Raw genomic sequence first — 16,955 nt, forward strand, 5'->3', positions numbered from 1 at the left:
AGCCCACGGCGTACCTGCCGGGCAAGGCTGGCAACAACGGGCTGCCTGGCGTGGCCCAGGCCAGCGGCAACCGCATCACCGGGGTGACGCTGAACAACGGCGCCACCACGGTGACGACGCAGGGCGACTACCTCTTCGGTGAGGTGGTGCGCCCGAACGCCACGGTGACGGTGCGCGTGTTCGAGGACCGGGACGACGACGGCGCGCTCGATGCGGGCGAAGCCGGCATCGGCGGCGTGGCGCTGCGGCTGACGGGCACGAGCCTGTACGGCGAGGCGGTGGACATCGCCGCCACGGCGGTGGCGGGCGACCTCGGCCGCTACAGCTTCGCCAACGTGCCGCCGTCCGACGCGGCGGGCTACACGATCACGGAGACGCAGCCCACGGCGTACCTGCCGGGCAAGGCCGGCGTCAACGGCCAGCCGGGCACGGCGCAGGCCGGGGGCAACCGCATCAGCGGGGTGACGCTGAACAACGGCGCCACCACGGTGACGACGCAGGGCGACTACCTCTTCGGTGAGGTGGTGCGCCCGAACGCCACGGTGACGGTGCGCGTGTTCGAGGACCGGGACGACGACGGCGCGCTCGATGCGGGCGAAGCCGGCATCGGCGGCGTGGCGCTGCGGCTGACGGGCACGAGCCTGTACGGCGAGGCGGTGGACATCGCCGCCACGGCGGTGGCGGGCGACCTCGGCCGCTACAGCTTCGCCAACGTGCCGCCGTCCGACGCGGCGGGCTACACCATCACGGAGACCCAGCCGGTAACGTACCTGCCGGGCAAGGCCAACGTGAACGGGCAGCCGGGCAAGGCGCAGCCTGACGGCAACGTCATCACCGGCGTGCTGGTGAACACCGGTGACACGGTGGTGACGACGCTGGGCGACTACCACTTCGGCGAGAAGCGCATCGAGCGCTCCACGCTCAGTGGCCGCGTCTGGCGCGACTCCAACCACAACCGCGTGTTCGAACCGAACGAGCCGGCCATGGGCGGCTGGACGGTGCAGTTGGTAGCCTGCGACGACGGCAGCACGAGTTGCACGTCCACGGGCTTCCTGGTGAAGGCCTCGACCATCACCGCGGCCGACGGCACCTACCGCCTGACGGACATTCCGCCGGGCAAGTACCAGCTGCGCTTCCGCAACCCGGCCGGGCTGATCGTCGGCGGCGTGTGGCCCACCGACCCGTACCTCAACACCGGTGCCAACGCACCCAAGGCGGGCATGGCCTGGATCGACCTCGACCAGGGCCTGCCGGTGGAGGTGATCAACCAGGACCTGCCGCTGGACCCGAGTGGCATCGTGTACGACAGCCGCACCGTTGACCCGGTGGCCGGCGCCACCGTGCGCTTCAGCGGCCCCGGTGGCTTCAATGCGGCCGCGCACCTGCTCGCGGGCACGGACACGGTGGTCACGGACGCCACGGGCCTCTACCAGTTCTTCTTCCTGCCGGGCGCGCCCGCAGGCACCTACACGCTCAGCGTCACGCCGCCGGCGGATTACCGGAACTCGGTGGATTACCCGGCCGAGGACGGGGCGCTGAACATGAGCGACTGCACCAACGCCAGGGGCGAGGTGGTGGACGCCAACACCGCGACGCCTTGCGAGGTGTCGCCGCAGCAGCAGCCCACGTCGCCCTTGCCCAGGTACTTCCTGAGCTTCGCGTACCCGGGTGTCGATGCCCAGGGCCAGCACATGGGGCAGGCGGTGGTGAACAACCACATCCCGCTGGACCCGCTGGTGTTGAACGACACGCTCATCGTGTTGAACAAGACCACGCCCAAGCTGACGGTGAAGAAGGGCGAGCCGGTGCCTTACAGCATCAGCGCCCGCTACACCGGGCCGATGCCGCTGGGCAGCGTGACGCTGGTGGACACCCTGCCGCCGGGCTTCAAGTACCTGGAGGGTTCGCTCACCGTGCAGCCGGTGGTCAACGGCCAGCCCGTGGGCACGCCGCAGCCGGCGCGCGCGGTGGTCCAGGGACGCCAGCTGCAGCTGCAGGACCAGGGTTTCACGGTCAACGAAACCAAGAAGATCCAGATGGTCCTGGCCGTGGGCATGGGTGTGGGCGAAGGGGAGTACGTCAACAGCGTCGTGGCGCGCCGCGGCAGCACCGACGTCTCCAACACCGCCACCGCCAGCGTGCGCGTGGTGCCCGACGCGCTGCTGGACTGCACGGACGTCATCGGCAAGGTCTACGACGACCGCAACGCCAACGGCGTGCAGGACGACGGCGAGCCCGGGCTGCCCAACGTGCGCATCGCCACGGTCAACGGCCTGCTGGTGAGCACCGACGCGGAAGGCCGCTACCACATCGCCTGCGTGGCGGTGCCCAAGGAGGGCACGGGCTCCAACCTGGTGCTCAAGCTCGACGAGCGCACGCTGCCCTCGGGCTACCGCGTCACGTCGGAGAACCCGGCGTCCGAGCGCATCACCCGCGGCAAGGCGGTGAAGGTGAACTTCGGCGCCACGGTGCACCGCGTGGTGCGGCTGGCGCTGCAGTCGGCGGCCTTCGCCGAGGGCGCGGCCACGCTCAAGGCCGAGCACGAGGCGCGGCTGGCGCAGGTGATCGAGGCGCTGGAGGCCCGGCCCTCCATCGTGCGCGTGGCCTACGAGGCCGCCGCCGGCGAGGACGCCGCGCTGGGCGAGGCGCGTGTGGCGGCCGTGCGCCAGGCCTTGCTGGAGCGCTGGAAGGCGCACGGCCGGGCCAAGGGCCTGGCCTTGTTCAACCTGGATGTCGAGGTCGAGCGCGTGCCGGCCTCCACCACGCCCACGCGGCGCTGAGCGGTGGAGCACACGCGATGAAAACCTTCCCTGGCTTCCGTCCCGCCCCTGGCATGACGACTGTTCTCCTGCGCCAAGCGGCGCTGCCCCTGGCCGTGGCCGGCGCCTGCCTGGCCATCGGCCTGGCGGCCCGGGCCGCCGAGGCCACCGAGGCCGATAGCGACAAGGAAAACTGCTCCGCGCAGTCGCGCGGCCGTTTCGAGGACCGCTGCGCCGCCGATGCGCGCGCCGTCGAGATCGACGCCCTGGACCACGTGCCCGCCTCCAGCGAGCGCGAGCTGCCCCGGCTCACCGTGATCCTGGGCGACGAGCGCGCGCCGCGGGTGCAGCGCACCGAGCGCGAGCGCACCGAGCCCGGCGCGCCCGTGCAGCGCAGTGCCCAGCACACGCCGCGCTTCGCCAGCGGCGAGGACCTGCTGCGCGAGGAGGACCGCGCGCGGCTGGACGCGATCGTGGCGCAGTTGCGCGGCCGCCCGGGACTGCGCTTCGAGATCGTCGGCCACACCGACGTGCAGCGCATCTCGCGCGAGCTGCGCCCCCGGTTCCCGGACAACTACGCGCTGGGCCTGTCGCGGGCGCGCCAGGTGGGCCGCTACCTGACGCAGCAGCTGGGACTGCCCGAGAGCGCCTACCAGGCCGCTTCCAGGGGTCCCGACGAGCCCGTGGCCACGCCGGCCGAGGACCGCGCCAACTGGGCGGCCAACCGCCGCGTCGAGGTGCGCGTGTACTGGGAGGAGGCTGCCGCTCCGGTCACCGTGAAGGTGGTGGAGGAAAAGCGCGTCGATCCCACCGTGTGCGGCGCGCTCACGGCCCCCGACGCGGCCGACGTGCCGCTGCGCATCACCGTGGACGGCGAGCCGCTGGACGCCGCCGGCATGTCCAGCGCCGACCACCAGCGCTGCGTGGACGTGCGCCTGGAGCGCGACCACCTGCGCCTGCAGTACGACAACCTCTCCGCGCCGCGCCGGCTCAACGCCACCGCCTGGCCCGCGCCGGTGGTGCCGGGCGAGACGGTGCACTTCGCCGGCTACAGCAACTACCGGCTCCATTTCGAGAAGGCGGAGCTGCGCATCTTCAGCGCCGACAGCGCGCTGCAGCCGCAGCTGCTGGCCACCGTGCCGCTGGACGCCGACCTGCGCGCGCAGTGGCAGGCGCCGGCGGATCTGCTCACGGCCGGCCGCGCCGCGCCGCGGCTGTTCTACCGGCTGCGCGTCTACGACCGCGCCGGCCGCTTCGACGAGACCGACGACATCGCGCTGACGCTGGCCGAGCGCCACGTGCCCAGCACCGAGCCCGAGCCCACGCTGGAGCAGCGGCTGCTGGCCGCCTACGGCGACTCGCGCCTGGCGGTGACCAACATCCCCGTGCGCGGCGGCACCGTCACCGCCAGCGGCGAGGGCATCCGCAAGGACCAGCGCGTGCGCGCGCTGGGCTTCGACGTGCCCGTGGACCTCGACGGCAAGTTCGCGCTGCAGCAGCTGGTGCCGCGGCAGGTCAGCAGCGGCGAGATCGCCGTGATCGACGCCGATGGCCGCGAGCAGGTCTACCGCCGCGACTTCGAGCTGCCCAAGTCGGACTTCTTCTTCGTCGGCCAGGCCGACCTCACGCTGGGCCGCGACCGCACCAGCGGCCCGGCGGCGCTGGTCACGGGCGAGAAGAACCGCTACCAGAACGACGTCTGGAGCGAGGGCCGCATCGCCTTCTACGGCAAGGGCGCGCTCGACGAGCGCTGGAACCTCACGGCCAGCGTCGATACCGAGGAGCGCGCGCTCAAGGACCTGTTCAAGAACCTCGACCGCAAGGACCCCGCCTCGCTGTTCCGCCGCATCGACCCGGTGGACAGCTGGGGCACCTTCGGCGACGACTCCACCACCATCGAGGACGCGCCCACCCAGGGCCGCATGTACCTGCGCGTGGACGACGGCCGCTCGCACGCGATGTGGGGCAACTACAAGCTCGCGCTGGGCCAGGAAACCACGCTGGCGCAGGTCAACCGCGGGCTCTACGGCCTGCACGGGCGCTTCGTGGGCGAGGACTCCACGGTGTTCGGCGAGGCCCGGGTGCGCGTGGACCTCTACGCCGCCGAGCCCGGCACGCTGGCCGCGCGCGAGGAGTTCCGCGGCACGGGCGGCTCGCTGTACTACCTGCGCCACCAGGACCTGAGCCGCGGCGCGGAGAAGGCCTACGTCGAGATCCGCGACCGCGACTCCGGGCTGGTGCTGCAGCGCCGCGCGCTCATCCCCGGCACCGACTACGAGGTGGACTACCTGCAGGGCCGGCTGCTGCTGACCTCGCCGCTGGCGAGCACGGCCGAGGCCGGCGCGCTGCTGGCCAGCGTGGGCGGCTACGCCGGCCAGCCGGTGTACCTGGTGGTGGACTACGAGTACGCGCCGCTGACCTCGCTGGACACGATGGCCGTGGGCGGCCGCGTGTCCTGGTGGGCCAATGACCACCTGCGCCTGGGCGTCACGGCCTCGCGCCAGGACCAGACCGGCGGCGACCAGCGCCTGGCCGGCGTGGACCTGACGCTGCGCAAGACCGAGCTGAGCTACGTCAAGGTCGAGGGCGCGCGCAGCAAGGGCCCGGGCACCATGACGCTGGAGTCGCTGGACGGCGGCTTCAGCTTCGGCGGCGCGGTGCTGCCCGACGGCACCGTGGGCGCCAACGCCTGGCGCGTGGAAGGCCAGGCCGAGCTGCGCGACTTCGACCTGGCCGCCGGCGGCCGGGTCGCGGCCTACGCGCAGCAGCGCGGCGCGGGCTTCTCCGCGCCGGGGCAGATCGCCACCAACGAGACGCGCCAGGCCGGCGTCAGTGTCACGGCGCCGGTGGGCGAGCGCACCGAGGTGCGCGTGAAGGCCGACCACAAGGACGAGGTGCGCGGCTACGACACCGACGCCGCCGAGGCGCAGGTGAGCCACCGCCTGGACGAGCACTGGACGCTCAGCGGCGGCGCGCGGCTGGACCGCAAGAGCACCGACGCGCTCAACACCTCGCCGCTGCTGCCCACCGTGGGCGTGGTGGAGGGCGAGCGCACCGACGCAGTGGTCAAGGTGGACTACGCCAGCACCGAGGGCTGGAGCCTCTACGGTTTCGCGCAGAAGACGCTCAAGGCCACCGGCACGCGGCTGGACAACGACCGCCTGGGCGTGGGCGCGAGCTACCAGGTCAACGACCGGCTCGGCCTCAAGGGCGAGGTGTCGGGCGGCGACGGCGGCACCGGGGGCCGCGCGGGCGTGGACTACCGGCTCGACGACCGCACCAACCTCTACATGACCTACGTGCGCGACACGGGCCGCACCGACGAGACCCTGGCCGCGCGCGGCGGGGTGCTGGTGGGCGGCGTGAAGTCGCGCGTGGCCGACGGGCTCAACGTGTACTCCGAGCAGCGCCAGACCACCGGCGCGCAGGCCGGGCTGGTCAGCGCCTACGGGCTGCAGTGGGCGCCCGACGAGCGCTGGACGCTGGGCGTCACGGCGGAGAAGGGCCGCCTGGAGTTGGAGAACGCCGGCGAGCTCAAGCGCGAGGCGCTGGGCATGACGGTGGGCTACGTGCGCGACGGCCTGCGCTACACCGGCGGCGCCGAGACCCGGCGCGACGCCAGCGGGCTGGAGACGCGGCGCAGCTGGCTGCTCAAGAACGCCTTCACGCTCAGGAACGGCACCGACGGGCGCTGGCTGGGCAAGCTCAACTGGGCCGACAGCGACAGCAGCACCGGCGCGCTGGCCGCCGCCAAGTACACCGAGGCGATGCTGGGCTACGCCTGGCGCCCGGTGGCCAACGACCGGCTCAACGTGCTGGCCAAGTACACCTGGCTGCACGACCTGTCCTCGCCCGGGCAGCTCAGCCCGTCCAGCGCCACGGCCGCCGGCACCACCGGCCCCGTCACCAGCATCGGCACGCTGCCCGTGGCCACCGGCTACGGCGTGGACTACCAGCAGCGCAGCCAGGTGGTGGCGGTGGACCTGACCTACGACCTCAGCGCGCGCTGGAGCGTGGGTGGCAAGCTCGCGCGCCGCGTGGGCGAGTTGCGCTCCAGCCGCGACGACAGCGCCGCCTGGTTCAAGAGCACGGCGGACCTGGCCATCCTGCGGGTGGACTGGAAGGTGGTGCGCCAGTGGGACTGGCTGGTGGAGCTGCGCACGCTGCGCGCCGCGGAGCTGTCCGAGCGCAAGAGCGGTTTCCTGACCGCCGGCTACTACCACGTCAACGAGAACCTGAAGGTGGGCGTCGGCTACAACTTCACGGACTTCTCCGACAACCTCACCGACCTGAGCTACCGCAGCCGCGGCGTGTTCCTCAACGTGCTGGGCAAGTTCTGAGGCCGGGCCGGACTCCCGTTTCGCGGAACAAACGGCGCTGAGCCGGCGCGGCGCTTGCGGCGCCGGCGGGCATGATCCGCCCGCCGACCACCCCCGCGGCGGGGGTGCCGGTCCTGGGTGAAGCTGTCACGCCGGGACCGGCCTCCGGCATGGCGCCGGGCGGGCCGGCATATGGCATCGCTCAACCGTTGGAAGTCACTCATGGATCTTGGAATTAGCGGACGCTGGGCGCTGGTGTGCGCCGCCAGCAAGGGCCTGGGCAAGGGCTGCGCGCAAGCGCTGGCGCGGGAGGGCGTCAATGTCGTCATCACCGCGCGCGGCGCCGAGGCACTGGAGCGCACGGCCGCGGAGCTGCGCGCGCTGGCGCCGGGCGTGGAGGTGCGCGCGGTGGCCGGGGACATCACCACGGCCGAGGGCCGCGCGGCGGCGCTGGCGGCCTGCCCGCAGGTGGACATCCTGGTCAACAACGCCGGCGGGCCGCCGCCGGGAGATTTCCGCGACTGGGACCGCGAAGCCTGGATCCGCGCGCTGGACGCCAACATGCTCACGCCCATCGAGCTGATGAAGGCGGTGGTGGACCCGATGATGGGGCGCGGCTGGGGCCGCGTCGTCAACATCACCTCCGCAGCGGTGAAGGCGCCCATCGACATCCTGGGCCTGTCCAACGGCGCGCGCAGCGGGCTCACCGGCTTCGTGGCCGGGCTGGCGCGCAAGACCGTGGCGCGCGGCGTGACCGTCAACAACCTGCTGCCCGGCCCCTTCGACACCGACCGGCTGCGCCAGACCATGCAGGGCGCCGCGGCACAGAGCGGGCGCGGCATCGAGGAGATCGCCCAGGCCCGCCGCGCCCAGAACCCGGCCGGGCGCTTCGGCACGGCCGAGGAGTTCGGCGCCGCCTGCGCCTTCCTGTGCAGCGTGCACGCGGGCTACATCACGGGGCAGAACCTGCTCATCGACGGCGGGGCCTATCCGGGCACCTTCTGAGTGTCGCTAAGGGCCTGGCCGGGCCGCGCGGGTCCTGAGAGCCCGCGCGATACCCGGCGTGTGGAGTCCGTGGCAGCTTCCGATGATTTGTGGAGTTGTCTCAATTTTTTAGTAATTGTTAAGAACTACACTGCCGGCGCGTCGCTCGGCAGGGATGTCATTTGTCTCCTGCATGGGGGCAGAGAGGGGAACTTCCAATCCCGCGGCACTGCTCCGCGGCGGTCTGCGTGACCTGAACGCGCTCTTGTCCGGCCATTGGCTGCGTCAAGCAGCGGCCTGCGTGGCCGATGTCTGCTGCAGCGACGCTCATCCACACAAACAAATTGATAGGGGTGTTCATGGCCGTTTTCGATGCAAGGTCTTCCGCCTATGGCGTGCAGATGCAGGCGCAGTCGCTGGAGCAGTTCAATTACTGGCTGCCCAACCTGTTCGCGGGCGACACCGCCGTGGGTTACCACGGTGCGACGCAGCTCACGACCATGGACCTTGACACCCAGGCCCGGGCCGTGTTCCGCGGCACGGGCCTGACCTACGGCGATCTCCAGCTGAACGGCACGTCGGTCTGGCTGCGGCCCCTGACCGGCACGATCACCTCGCTGACGGTCTACGCGCCCACGGGCGAGCCGGTCTACAAGCTCAGCGGCATCAGCTTCGACGTGGCCGCCACGCCCGCGTCCAAGAGCCTGCTGGAGGTGTTCTTCAGCGGCAATGACAAGGTGTACGGCGGCGAGGGCAACGACCTGCTGGAGGGCTACAACGGCAACGACACGATCTCCGGCGGCGCGGGCAACGACACGCTCGTCGGCGGCAACGGGGCCGATCAGCTCGATGGTGGCGAGGGCATCGACACCGCCAGCTATGCCGAGCAGACCAATGCCCTGTCCGTGGCCTTCGCCGCGACGGGCGCCTCCAAGCTCACGATCAACGGTGTCATCGACACGCTGGTCAACATCGAGAACGTCATCGGCGGGTCGGGCAACGACAAGATCACGGGCCACGGTACCGCCGTGGTGGACAACTACTTCGAAGGGGGCGGCGGCAACGATTCGCTCAGTGGTGGCGCCGGCAACGACACCCTCAACGGCGGCCTGGGCAAGGATGTGCTCAACGGCGGCCTGGGCAACGACGTGCTCAACGGCGACGACGGCAACGACACGGTCGTGGGCGGCGACGGCGATGACTTCGTCTCGGGTGGCCTGGGCATCGATGTACTGTCGGGCGGCGCGGGCAACGACACGGTGAGCTTTTCCAGCGAGTACGGCGTGGTCGTCGATCTGACCAGCGGCAAGGTGACCATCGGCAAGGGCACGACGGCGTATTCCGAGACGGCCAAGGAGTTCGAGAACGCCATCGGCACCTACACCGGCGACACCCTGATCGGCACCGCGGGCAACAACTGGCTGCGCGGGCTCCAGGGGGCCGATTCGCTGGTCGGTGGCGCGGGCAACGACACGCTCGACGGGGGCGATGCCGTGGCTTCCTACATGTTGCAGGACGAGGTGGACACCCTGGAGGGTGGCACGGGCAACGACTACTACATCGTGCAGTGGTCCTCCTCCGGTTCGAAGTTCGACGTGGTGATCGAAGCGGCCAATGCCGGCACCGACACCGTGCAGGTGAGCTTCAACAACGCCTATGGCTCCACCGTCGGCCGCAGCTACCAGATGACGGCCAACGTCGAGAACGCCGTCGTCCTCGTCGACAACAACTACTACAGCTACGGCCGTGCGACGTTGGTGGGCAATGGCCTGAACAACGTGATCAGTGTCCAGAACGCCACGGCCTCCGGCTACTACTACAACCAGCCGGTGGCGCTGTACGGCGGTGCGGGCAACGACACGCTGCTCGGCAGCAACTGGGACGACATCCTGTCCGGCGGCACGGGCAACGACTCGATGAGCGGCGGCGCGGGCAACGACACCTACATGGTCGATGCCAGCGCCGACGTGGTGGTCGAGGCTGCGAGCGGCGGCACCGACACCGTGGTCTCCAGCCTGGCGACCTACACGCTGGGCGCCAACATCGAGAACCTGCGCCTGGAGGAGGCGCCGGGCGCGCTCAAGGGCTACGGCAACGACCTCGGCAACGTGCTCACCGGCAACAGCCTGAACAACGTGCTCAACGGCAAGGCCGGGGCCGACACGCTGTATGGCGGCGACGGCAACGACTCCCTCAGCGGCGGCGCCGGCAACGACGTGATCCAGGGCGGCAGCGGCAACGACGTGCTCGACGGCGGCGACCACGACGCGTACAGCTACTCCGGCTTCACCGGCGACACCGTTTCCTACGAGGGCGCGACGGTGAACCTCAAGGTGGACCTGAGCCTGACCACGACCCAGGTCACCGGCGCCGGCAGCGACAGGCTGCTCAACTTCGAGAGCCTCATCGGCGGCCTGAAGAACGATGCGCTCAAGGGCAACGCCGTCGCCAACGTGATCGCGGGCGGCAACGGTGCTGACTCCATCTGGGGGGGCGCAGGTGCGGACACGCTGCAGGGCGGTGCCGGCAATGACGTCCTGTACGGCGGCGCAGGCATCGACATTCTCACGGGCGGCGACGGCAACGACCGGTTCGTGTTCGACGCCAAGGAGGCCGTGTCCAGCGGCTCCTATTACTACAACGTGGACAACGTGACCGACTTCGCCAAGGGCGACAAGATCGCGATCTCGATGGCCGCGTTCGGCATCGGCGACAACGACCTGAGCATCGAGTCGGCCCCCGCGGCCGCGCAGACCGCGCCCGGTGGCTTTGCCGCCGCGGCGGAGGTGGTCGTGTTCAGCCCGGGAAGTTTCTATAGCAACGACACCTACTCGGCCGCCTCCATCATCGGCAGCGCCACCTCGAAGTACGCGGTGGGCGACCACCGGCTGTTCGTCGTGAACCACCCCACTTACTACGCCAGCAGCAGCACTGCGTCGCTGTACTACTTCACGTCCGGCGCGGCCGATGCCAGCGTGACGGGCAGCGAGCTGCAGCTCATCGGCACCGTGCAGCTGCAGTCCAGCGGGTCCTTGCCCGGTGGGGTGATCGTGGCGCCCACTCTGGGGGTTTCGGACCTGATGTTCGTGGCCTGAGCCCGCGGGCCGTCCTGCCACGGGACGGCCCGCAGCCGTGCGCGGCGTGTACGCGCACGGCGTGAACAGGCCTGGCGTATGGGCGCCGGGCCTCCTTCTTGTCGTCATTTCCCGAGCTGGCGTGCGTGCAGCAGTGGCCCGGCCTGATTCGAAATCCACTCCACATGAACCGACCCGCTTTGCCTGATGCCTCCGCTGCGGGCGAGATCACGCTGGTGCTGCGCACCCTGCGCGGCAGCATGCTGGCCACCGGCGCCTTCAGCTTCGTGCTGAGCATGCTGCTGCTGGTGCCTTCGATCTACATGATGCAGGTTTACGACCGCGTGCTGGGCAGCCGCAACGAGATGACGCTGCTGATGCTCACGCTGCTGGCCGCGGGGCTCTACGGCATCTACGCCGCGCTGGAGTACATCCGCTCGGCGGTGCTGCAGCAGGTCAGCCATGCGCTGGACATCAAGCTGTCCTCGCGCGTGTTCGAGGCCACCTTCAGCGACGCGGCGCGCTCGCGCGGCGGCAACCCCAGCCTGGCCATCGCCGACCTGACCACGCTGCGCCAGTTCGTCTCCGGCACCGGGCTGATCCTGCTGTTCGACGGGCCCTTCGCCGTGATCTTCATGGCCGCGGGCTTCATGATCGACGTGTGGCTGGGCGTGTTCCTCATCGGCGCCTGCGCCGTGCTGCTGGTGCTGCTGTGGTGGAGCGAGCGACGCACCCACGGCCCGCTGCAGGAGGCCAACCGCCTCAACGCCCGAGCCTCCAGCTACATGAACAACAGCTTCCGCAACGCGGAGGTGATCCAGGCCATGGGCATGCTGCCGGCGGTGCAGCGGCGCTGGCTCAAGCTCAGCGACGAGGCGCTGGACCTGCAGGCCGAAACCAGCGTGGCCGCGGCGCGCATCGGCGCGGTGACGAAGTTCGTGCGCATCCTCTCGCAGTCGCTGAGCCTGGGCCTGGGCGCGCTGCTGGTGCTCGAAGGGCGCATGTCGGGCGGGATGATGATCGCCGCCTCCATCCTGCTGGGCCGCGCGCTGTCGCCGCTGGAGATGCTCATCACGGGCTGGCGCCAGGTCGTGGCCGCGCGCGACGCGCACAAGCGGCTGGAGCAGCTGCTGGCGGTGGCGCCGGTGCCGCCGGAGCGCATGGAGCTGCCCGCGCCCACGGGCAAGCTGACGGTGGAGGGCGTGTCGGTGGCCGCGCCGGGCTCGCAGCAGGCGCTGCTGCGCCAGGTGAGCTTCAGCGCCGAGCCGGGCGAGCTGCTGGCCATCATCGGCCCCAGCGGGGCGGGCAAGTCCACCGCGGCGCGGGTGCTGGCCGGGGTGTGGGTGCCGCAGGCGGGCAAGGTGCGCCTGGACGGCGCCGACCTCGCCACCTGGCCGCGCGAACAGCTCGCGCCGCACATCGGCTTCCTGCCGCAGGACGTGGAGCTGTTCGAGGGCACGGTGGCGGAGAACATCGCGCGGCTGGCCGAGCCCGACAGCACCGAGGTGGTGGCCGCGGCGCAGGCCGCGGGCATCCACGAGCTGGTGTTGCGCCTGCCCCAGGGCTACGACACCCCGGTGGGCCCGGGCGGCGCGGCCCTCTCGGGCGGGCAGCGCCAGCGCGTGGGCCTGGCGCGCGCGCTCTACGGGCGCCCGCAGCTGCTGATCCTCGACGAGCCCAACGCCAATCTGGACGACGCGGGCGAGGCCGCGCTGGCGCAGGCGCTGGCCGGCTGCAAGGCGCGCGGCGCCACGGTGGTGGTGGTGTCGCACCGCACCTCGCTGCTGCGCATCACCGACAAGATGCTGCTGCTGCGTGACGGCCAGACCGCGGCCTTCGGCCCGCGCGACAAGGTGCTGCAGTCGTTGAACCCGCAGGCGGCCCAGGCGGCACCCGCCGCCGCGCCGGCGGCGCCGGCCCAGCAGGCCGCCGGGCCCCACTTCGCGGTCGTGGCCACTGCGCAGGGGCCCTCCGTCGTCCAGGCCGCGCCGGGCCTCACCGTGGCCCGTCCGGGCGCCACCGCTTGATCTGGGATCCGAGATGTTGAACCGATTCATCGACGCGCTGTCGCGCCACTCCCAAGTGCGCCGCGACGGCAATCCCTGGCCGGCGATCCGCATGGGCCTGGGCGTGGGCGTGCTCGGCTTTGGCGGTTTCCTGGCCTGGGCGGCCTGGGCGCCGCTGGACCAGGCCGTGCCCGGCATGGGCATGGTGGCCGTGGCCGACCAGCGCAAGGCGGTGCAGCACGTCAGTGGCGGGCGCATCGAGTCGCTGCAGGTGGCCGAGGGCGACAGCGTGCAGGCCGGGCAGCTGCTGCTCAAGCTGGATGCGCGCCAGCTGCAGGCCGAGCTCGATGCCGCGCAGGCGCAGCTGGCGCTGGCGCGTGCCGCGCTGGCGCGCGTGGACGCCGCGGCCGAGGGCCGCGACCGCCTGCCGGCCGCGACGGTGGCGCCGGCCGATGCGCGCTTCCAGTCCATCGGCCTGGCGCAGCAGGCGCTGCTGCGCGCGCAACTGGGCGCGCGCCAGGCCGAGCTGGAGCAGCTCCAGGCCGGCAAGGCGCAGCTCGAAGCCGAGCTCGAAAGCCACCGCCGCATGGCCGTGGGCTACCGCGAGCAGCTGGCCATCATGAAACAGCAGCACGAGGCGCTGGTGGAATTGGTGGCCGAGGGCAACTACCCCAAGCTGCGGCTGCTGGACCTGGAGCGCTCCATCGCCGAGCTGCGGACCAACATCGCGCGCAGCGAGTCCGATGCCGTGCGCACCTCGCGCGCCATCGAGGAGGCGGCGGCGAGCCTGCAGCGGCGCCGGCGCGAGCAGGTGCGCGACGTCGAGACCGAGCGCGCCACCCTCGTGCACGACGAGGCCACGCTGCAGGCGCGCGTGGCCACGCTGGTCACGGGGCTGCAGCAGACCGAGGTGCGCGCGCCCGTGGCCGGCCAGGTGGTGGGCCTGGCGGTGCACACCGTGGGCGGCGTGGCGGCGCCGGGCGAGAAGCTCATGGAGATCGTGCCGCAGGACAACGCGCTGCTGGTGGAGGCGCGGCTGCCGGTGAACATGGCCAACAAGCTCAAGCCGGGGCAGTCGGCGCAGCTGCACTTCTCCTCCAGCGACAGCGTGCGGCTGCCCGATCTGTCCGGCCACGTGCTGACGGTGTCGGCCGACGCGCTGGAGGACCCGCGCTCGGGCACGCCGTACCTGCTGGCGCGCATCACCATCCCCGACACCGAGCGCGCCAAGCTGCCCACGGTGAACTCGCCGCTGCGCGCGGGCATGCCCGTGGACGTGCTGGTGCGCGTGGGCGAGCGCAGCTTCCTGGCCTACGTGCTGGAGCCGCTGACCGCGCGGCTGCGGCAGTCGCTGACGGAGTGAGGCGCCGGGCCGGCGTGCCCGAAGGGGACACGCCGGCGCCCTCAGCCGCGCCGGCCCGACACCACGATGCCGGCCACGATCAGCGCGAAGGCCACGCCGTGGTACCAGCGCGGCGGCTCGCCCAGCACCGCGGCCGACATCAGCGCCGCGAACAGCGGCGTGAGGTTGCTGAAGAAGGCCGCCAGCGCCGGCCCGGCGGTGGCCACGCCCAGGCCCCAGCAGCGGTAGGCCACCAGCGCCGGGCCCACGGCCACGTACAGCAGCGCGGCCAGCGTCCAGGGGCTGTCCCAGCGCACGGCGTGGGTGCCCGCGGCCTGCTCCAGGCCGGCGGCCGCGCCCGCGCCCAGCAGCCCGAACAGCACCTGCAGCAGCAGCGCCTCGGCCCAGTGCCATTGCGGACGCAACTCGCCGCTCATGGAGCGTGGCGGGCGCGCCAGCAGCCAGCTGTAGAAGGCCCAGGCGATGATGGCCACGATCACGTACAGGTCGCCGCGCACGAAGCGCACCTGCAGCAGCGCGTGCGGGTCGCCGCGCGCGATGACGAACACCACGCCCGTGAGCGAGAACAGCGCGCCCAGCAGCTGCCGCGGCCCCGGGTGCTCGCGGTAGAAGAGGGCGCCCACCGCCAGCATCCACACCGGCATGCTGGAGGCGATGAGCGTGACGTTGATGGGCGTGGAGCTCACCAGGGCCAGGTACTGCAGCGCGTTGTACATGCCCACGCCCAGCGTGCCCGTGAGCAGCAGGTAGGGCCAGCGCCCGCGAAGCTGGCCCGGCGCGCGCAGCACGCGCCAGCCCAGCGGCAGCAGCAGCAGCGCGGCCAGCAGCCAGCGCAGGAAGTTCAGCGTCAGCGGCGGCACGCTGCCCACCATCAGCCGGCCCACCACCGCGTTGCCGGCCCACAGCAGCGGCGGCAGCGTCAGCAGCAGCGCGGTGCGCGGCGTCAGGCGCGTCATCGCGCGTCCTCCCGCGGGCGCAGCGCGCCGCAGTTCCAGCACTGGCCGAAGGGGCCGTCCACGTGCTCGCCGCAGGCGGGGCAGCGCCAGTGCTGCGCGGGCAGCTCGCGCTGCGCCTGCAGCAGCGCGCGCGCCTCCTCCAGCCGCTCGTCGTCGAGCACCCAGACCTCGGGCAGCGCCTGGTCCACCGGGATCTCGCCAGCAATGCTGCTGGCCCAGGCCCGCTGCACCTGCGCCGGCACGCCGGACTGGTTCAGGAGATCGGCCCACAGCGTGGCGATGGCGAGATTGGGAGCGGTGGTGAGGCGGCGCATGACGGGCGGGCCGGGGCGGGCGTGACTGCTGGACATGGCACCATAACCGGCTGCGGCGCCCGCTGCCGGCGCCTCCCACGGCCGAATCACCTGGAGACCCCGTGACTTCTTCCGAACAAGCCATTCGTTTCACCCGCACCGGCGGCCCCGAGGTGCTCGAGCTGCAGCCGGTCAGCGTCGGCCAGCCCGGCCCGGGCGAGGTGCGCATCCGCCACGAGGCGTGCGGGCTCAACTACATCGACGTCTACTTCCGCAACGGCACCTATGCCCAGCCGCTGCCCGGCGGCCTGGGCATGGAAGGCGCGGGCGTCGTCGAGGCCGTGGGCGCGGGCGTGCAGCACCTGCAGCCCGGCGACCGCGTCGCCTACGCCAGCCAGCCCCCGGGCGCGTACTGCACCGCGCGCGTGATGCCCGCGGCCCACGTGGTGCAACTGCCCGACGGCATCGACTTCGAGACCGGCGCGGCCATGATGCTCAAGGGCCTGACGGTGCAGTACCTGCTGCGCCGCACGCTGCCGGCGCAGGGCCTGCAGCCCGGCGACCACGTGCTGTTCCACGCAGCGGCCGGCGGGGTGGGGCTGATCGCCTGCCAGTGGGCGCGGGCGCTGGGGTTGCAGCTCATCGGCACGGCCGGCTCGGCCGCCAAGTGCGAGCTGGCGCTGGCCAACGGCGCGGCGCACGCCATCGACTACACGAAGGAGGATTTCGTTGCGCGCGTCAACGAGATCACCGGCGGCGCGGGCGTGAAGGTGGTGTACGACTCGGTGGGCCGCGACACCTTCGAGCGCTCGCTGCAGTGCCTGCGGCCCTTCGGGCTGATGGCGCTGTTCGGCGCCTCCTCCGGGCCGGTGCCGCCGGTGGACATCGGACTGCTGGCCAAGAAGTCGCTCTACCTGACGCGGCCGACGCTGTTCAGCCACCTGGCCAGCCGCGAGGCCACGCAGGCCATGGCCGACGAGCTGTTCGAGGTCGTCGCCTCGGGCGCGGTGACGATCCCGGTGGAGCGCCGCTACGCGCTGGCCGACGCGGCGCAGGCGCACCGCGACCTGGAGGCGCGCCTGACCACCGGCTGCAGCGTGCTGCTGCCATGAGTAGCGCTTCCGTCCGGGCCGAGCCCGCCGAAGCCCCGTCGCTCGATCAGGCTGCCAGCCCTTCGGCAAGCTCGGGGCGAACGGGGGTG

9 protein-coding genes are annotated in these 16,955 nt (G+C 71.8%); 7 read left to right on the plus strand and 2 right to left on the minus strand.

Features of this window, described 5'->3' with window-relative positions:
• The 6 genes from Q0741_RS27855 to Q0741_RS27880 form a co-directional block, all read left to right on the plus strand.
• Positions 1-2,780 (plus strand): SdrD B-like domain-containing protein (locus Q0741_RS27855; RefSeq protein WP_298236450.1); only part of this gene is annotated, 2,780 nt, incomplete at its 5' end.
• A gap of 53 nt (positions 2,781-2,833) precedes the next feature.
• The gene (locus Q0741_RS27860; RefSeq protein ID WP_298236451.1) at positions 2,834-7,099 is read left to right on the plus strand and encodes an OmpA family protein; all 4,266 of its coding nucleotides are present in this window, start codon (positions 2,834-2,836) and stop codon (positions 7,097-7,099) included.
• A 201-nt stretch (positions 7,100-7,300) separates the two neighbouring features.
• Positions 7,301-8,083: an SDR family oxidoreductase gene (locus Q0741_RS27865; protein ID WP_298236452.1), complete on the plus strand. Its 783-nt coding sequence runs from the start codon at positions 7,301-7,303 to the stop codon at positions 8,081-8,083.
• Between the two features lie 338 nt (positions 8,084-8,421).
• A complete protein-coding gene (locus tag Q0741_RS27870; protein ID WP_298236453.1) occupies positions 8,422-11,157 on the plus strand; it encodes a calcium-binding protein in 2,736 nt (911 codons plus the stop codon).
• A 164-nt stretch (positions 11,158-11,321) separates the two neighbouring features.
• Positions 11,322-13,163 (plus strand): type I secretion system permease/ATPase, encoded by a 1,842-nt coding sequence (locus tag Q0741_RS27875; protein WP_298236454.1) that lies wholly within the window; start codon positions 11,322-11,324, stop codon positions 13,161-13,163.
• A 13-nt stretch (positions 13,164-13,176) separates the two neighbouring features.
• On the plus strand, positions 13,177-14,505 hold the full coding sequence (locus Q0741_RS27880; protein WP_298236455.1) for an HlyD family type I secretion periplasmic adaptor subunit: 1,329 nt from the start codon (positions 13,177-13,179) through the stop codon (positions 14,503-14,505).
• Positions 14,506-14,546: 41 nt separating this feature from the next.
• Here Q0741_RS27880 and Q0741_RS27885 read toward each other — a convergent pair whose 3' ends face one another.
• Positions 14,547-15,461 carry a DMT family transporter gene (locus tag Q0741_RS27885; protein WP_298236456.1) on the minus strand — a complete coding sequence of 305 codons (915 nt, stop codon included), beginning with the start codon at positions 15,459-15,461 and terminating at the stop codon, positions 14,547-14,549.
• Complete coding sequence (locus Q0741_RS27890) at positions 15,458-15,811, minus strand: DUF2007 domain-containing protein (RefSeq protein WP_367184193.1); 354 nt, start codon at positions 15,809-15,811, stop codon at positions 15,458-15,460. Before Q0741_RS27890 ends, Q0741_RS27885 begins: the two co-directional genes overlap by 4 nt.
• Positions 15,812-15,876: 65 nt before the next feature.
• Here Q0741_RS27890 and Q0741_RS27895 point away from each other — a divergent pair, with 65 nt between their 5' ends.
• Positions 15,877-16,866, plus strand: coding sequence for a quinone oxidoreductase (locus Q0741_RS27895; protein ID WP_298236457.1), 990 nt, complete (start codon positions 15,877-15,879; stop codon positions 16,864-16,866).
• Positions 16,867-16,955: the final 89 nt, after the last annotated feature.

It is taken from the genome of uncultured Azohydromonas sp. (genome assembly GCF_937926365.1).
Lineage (GTDB): Bacteria > Pseudomonadota > Gammaproteobacteria > Burkholderiales > Burkholderiaceae_C > Azohydromonas.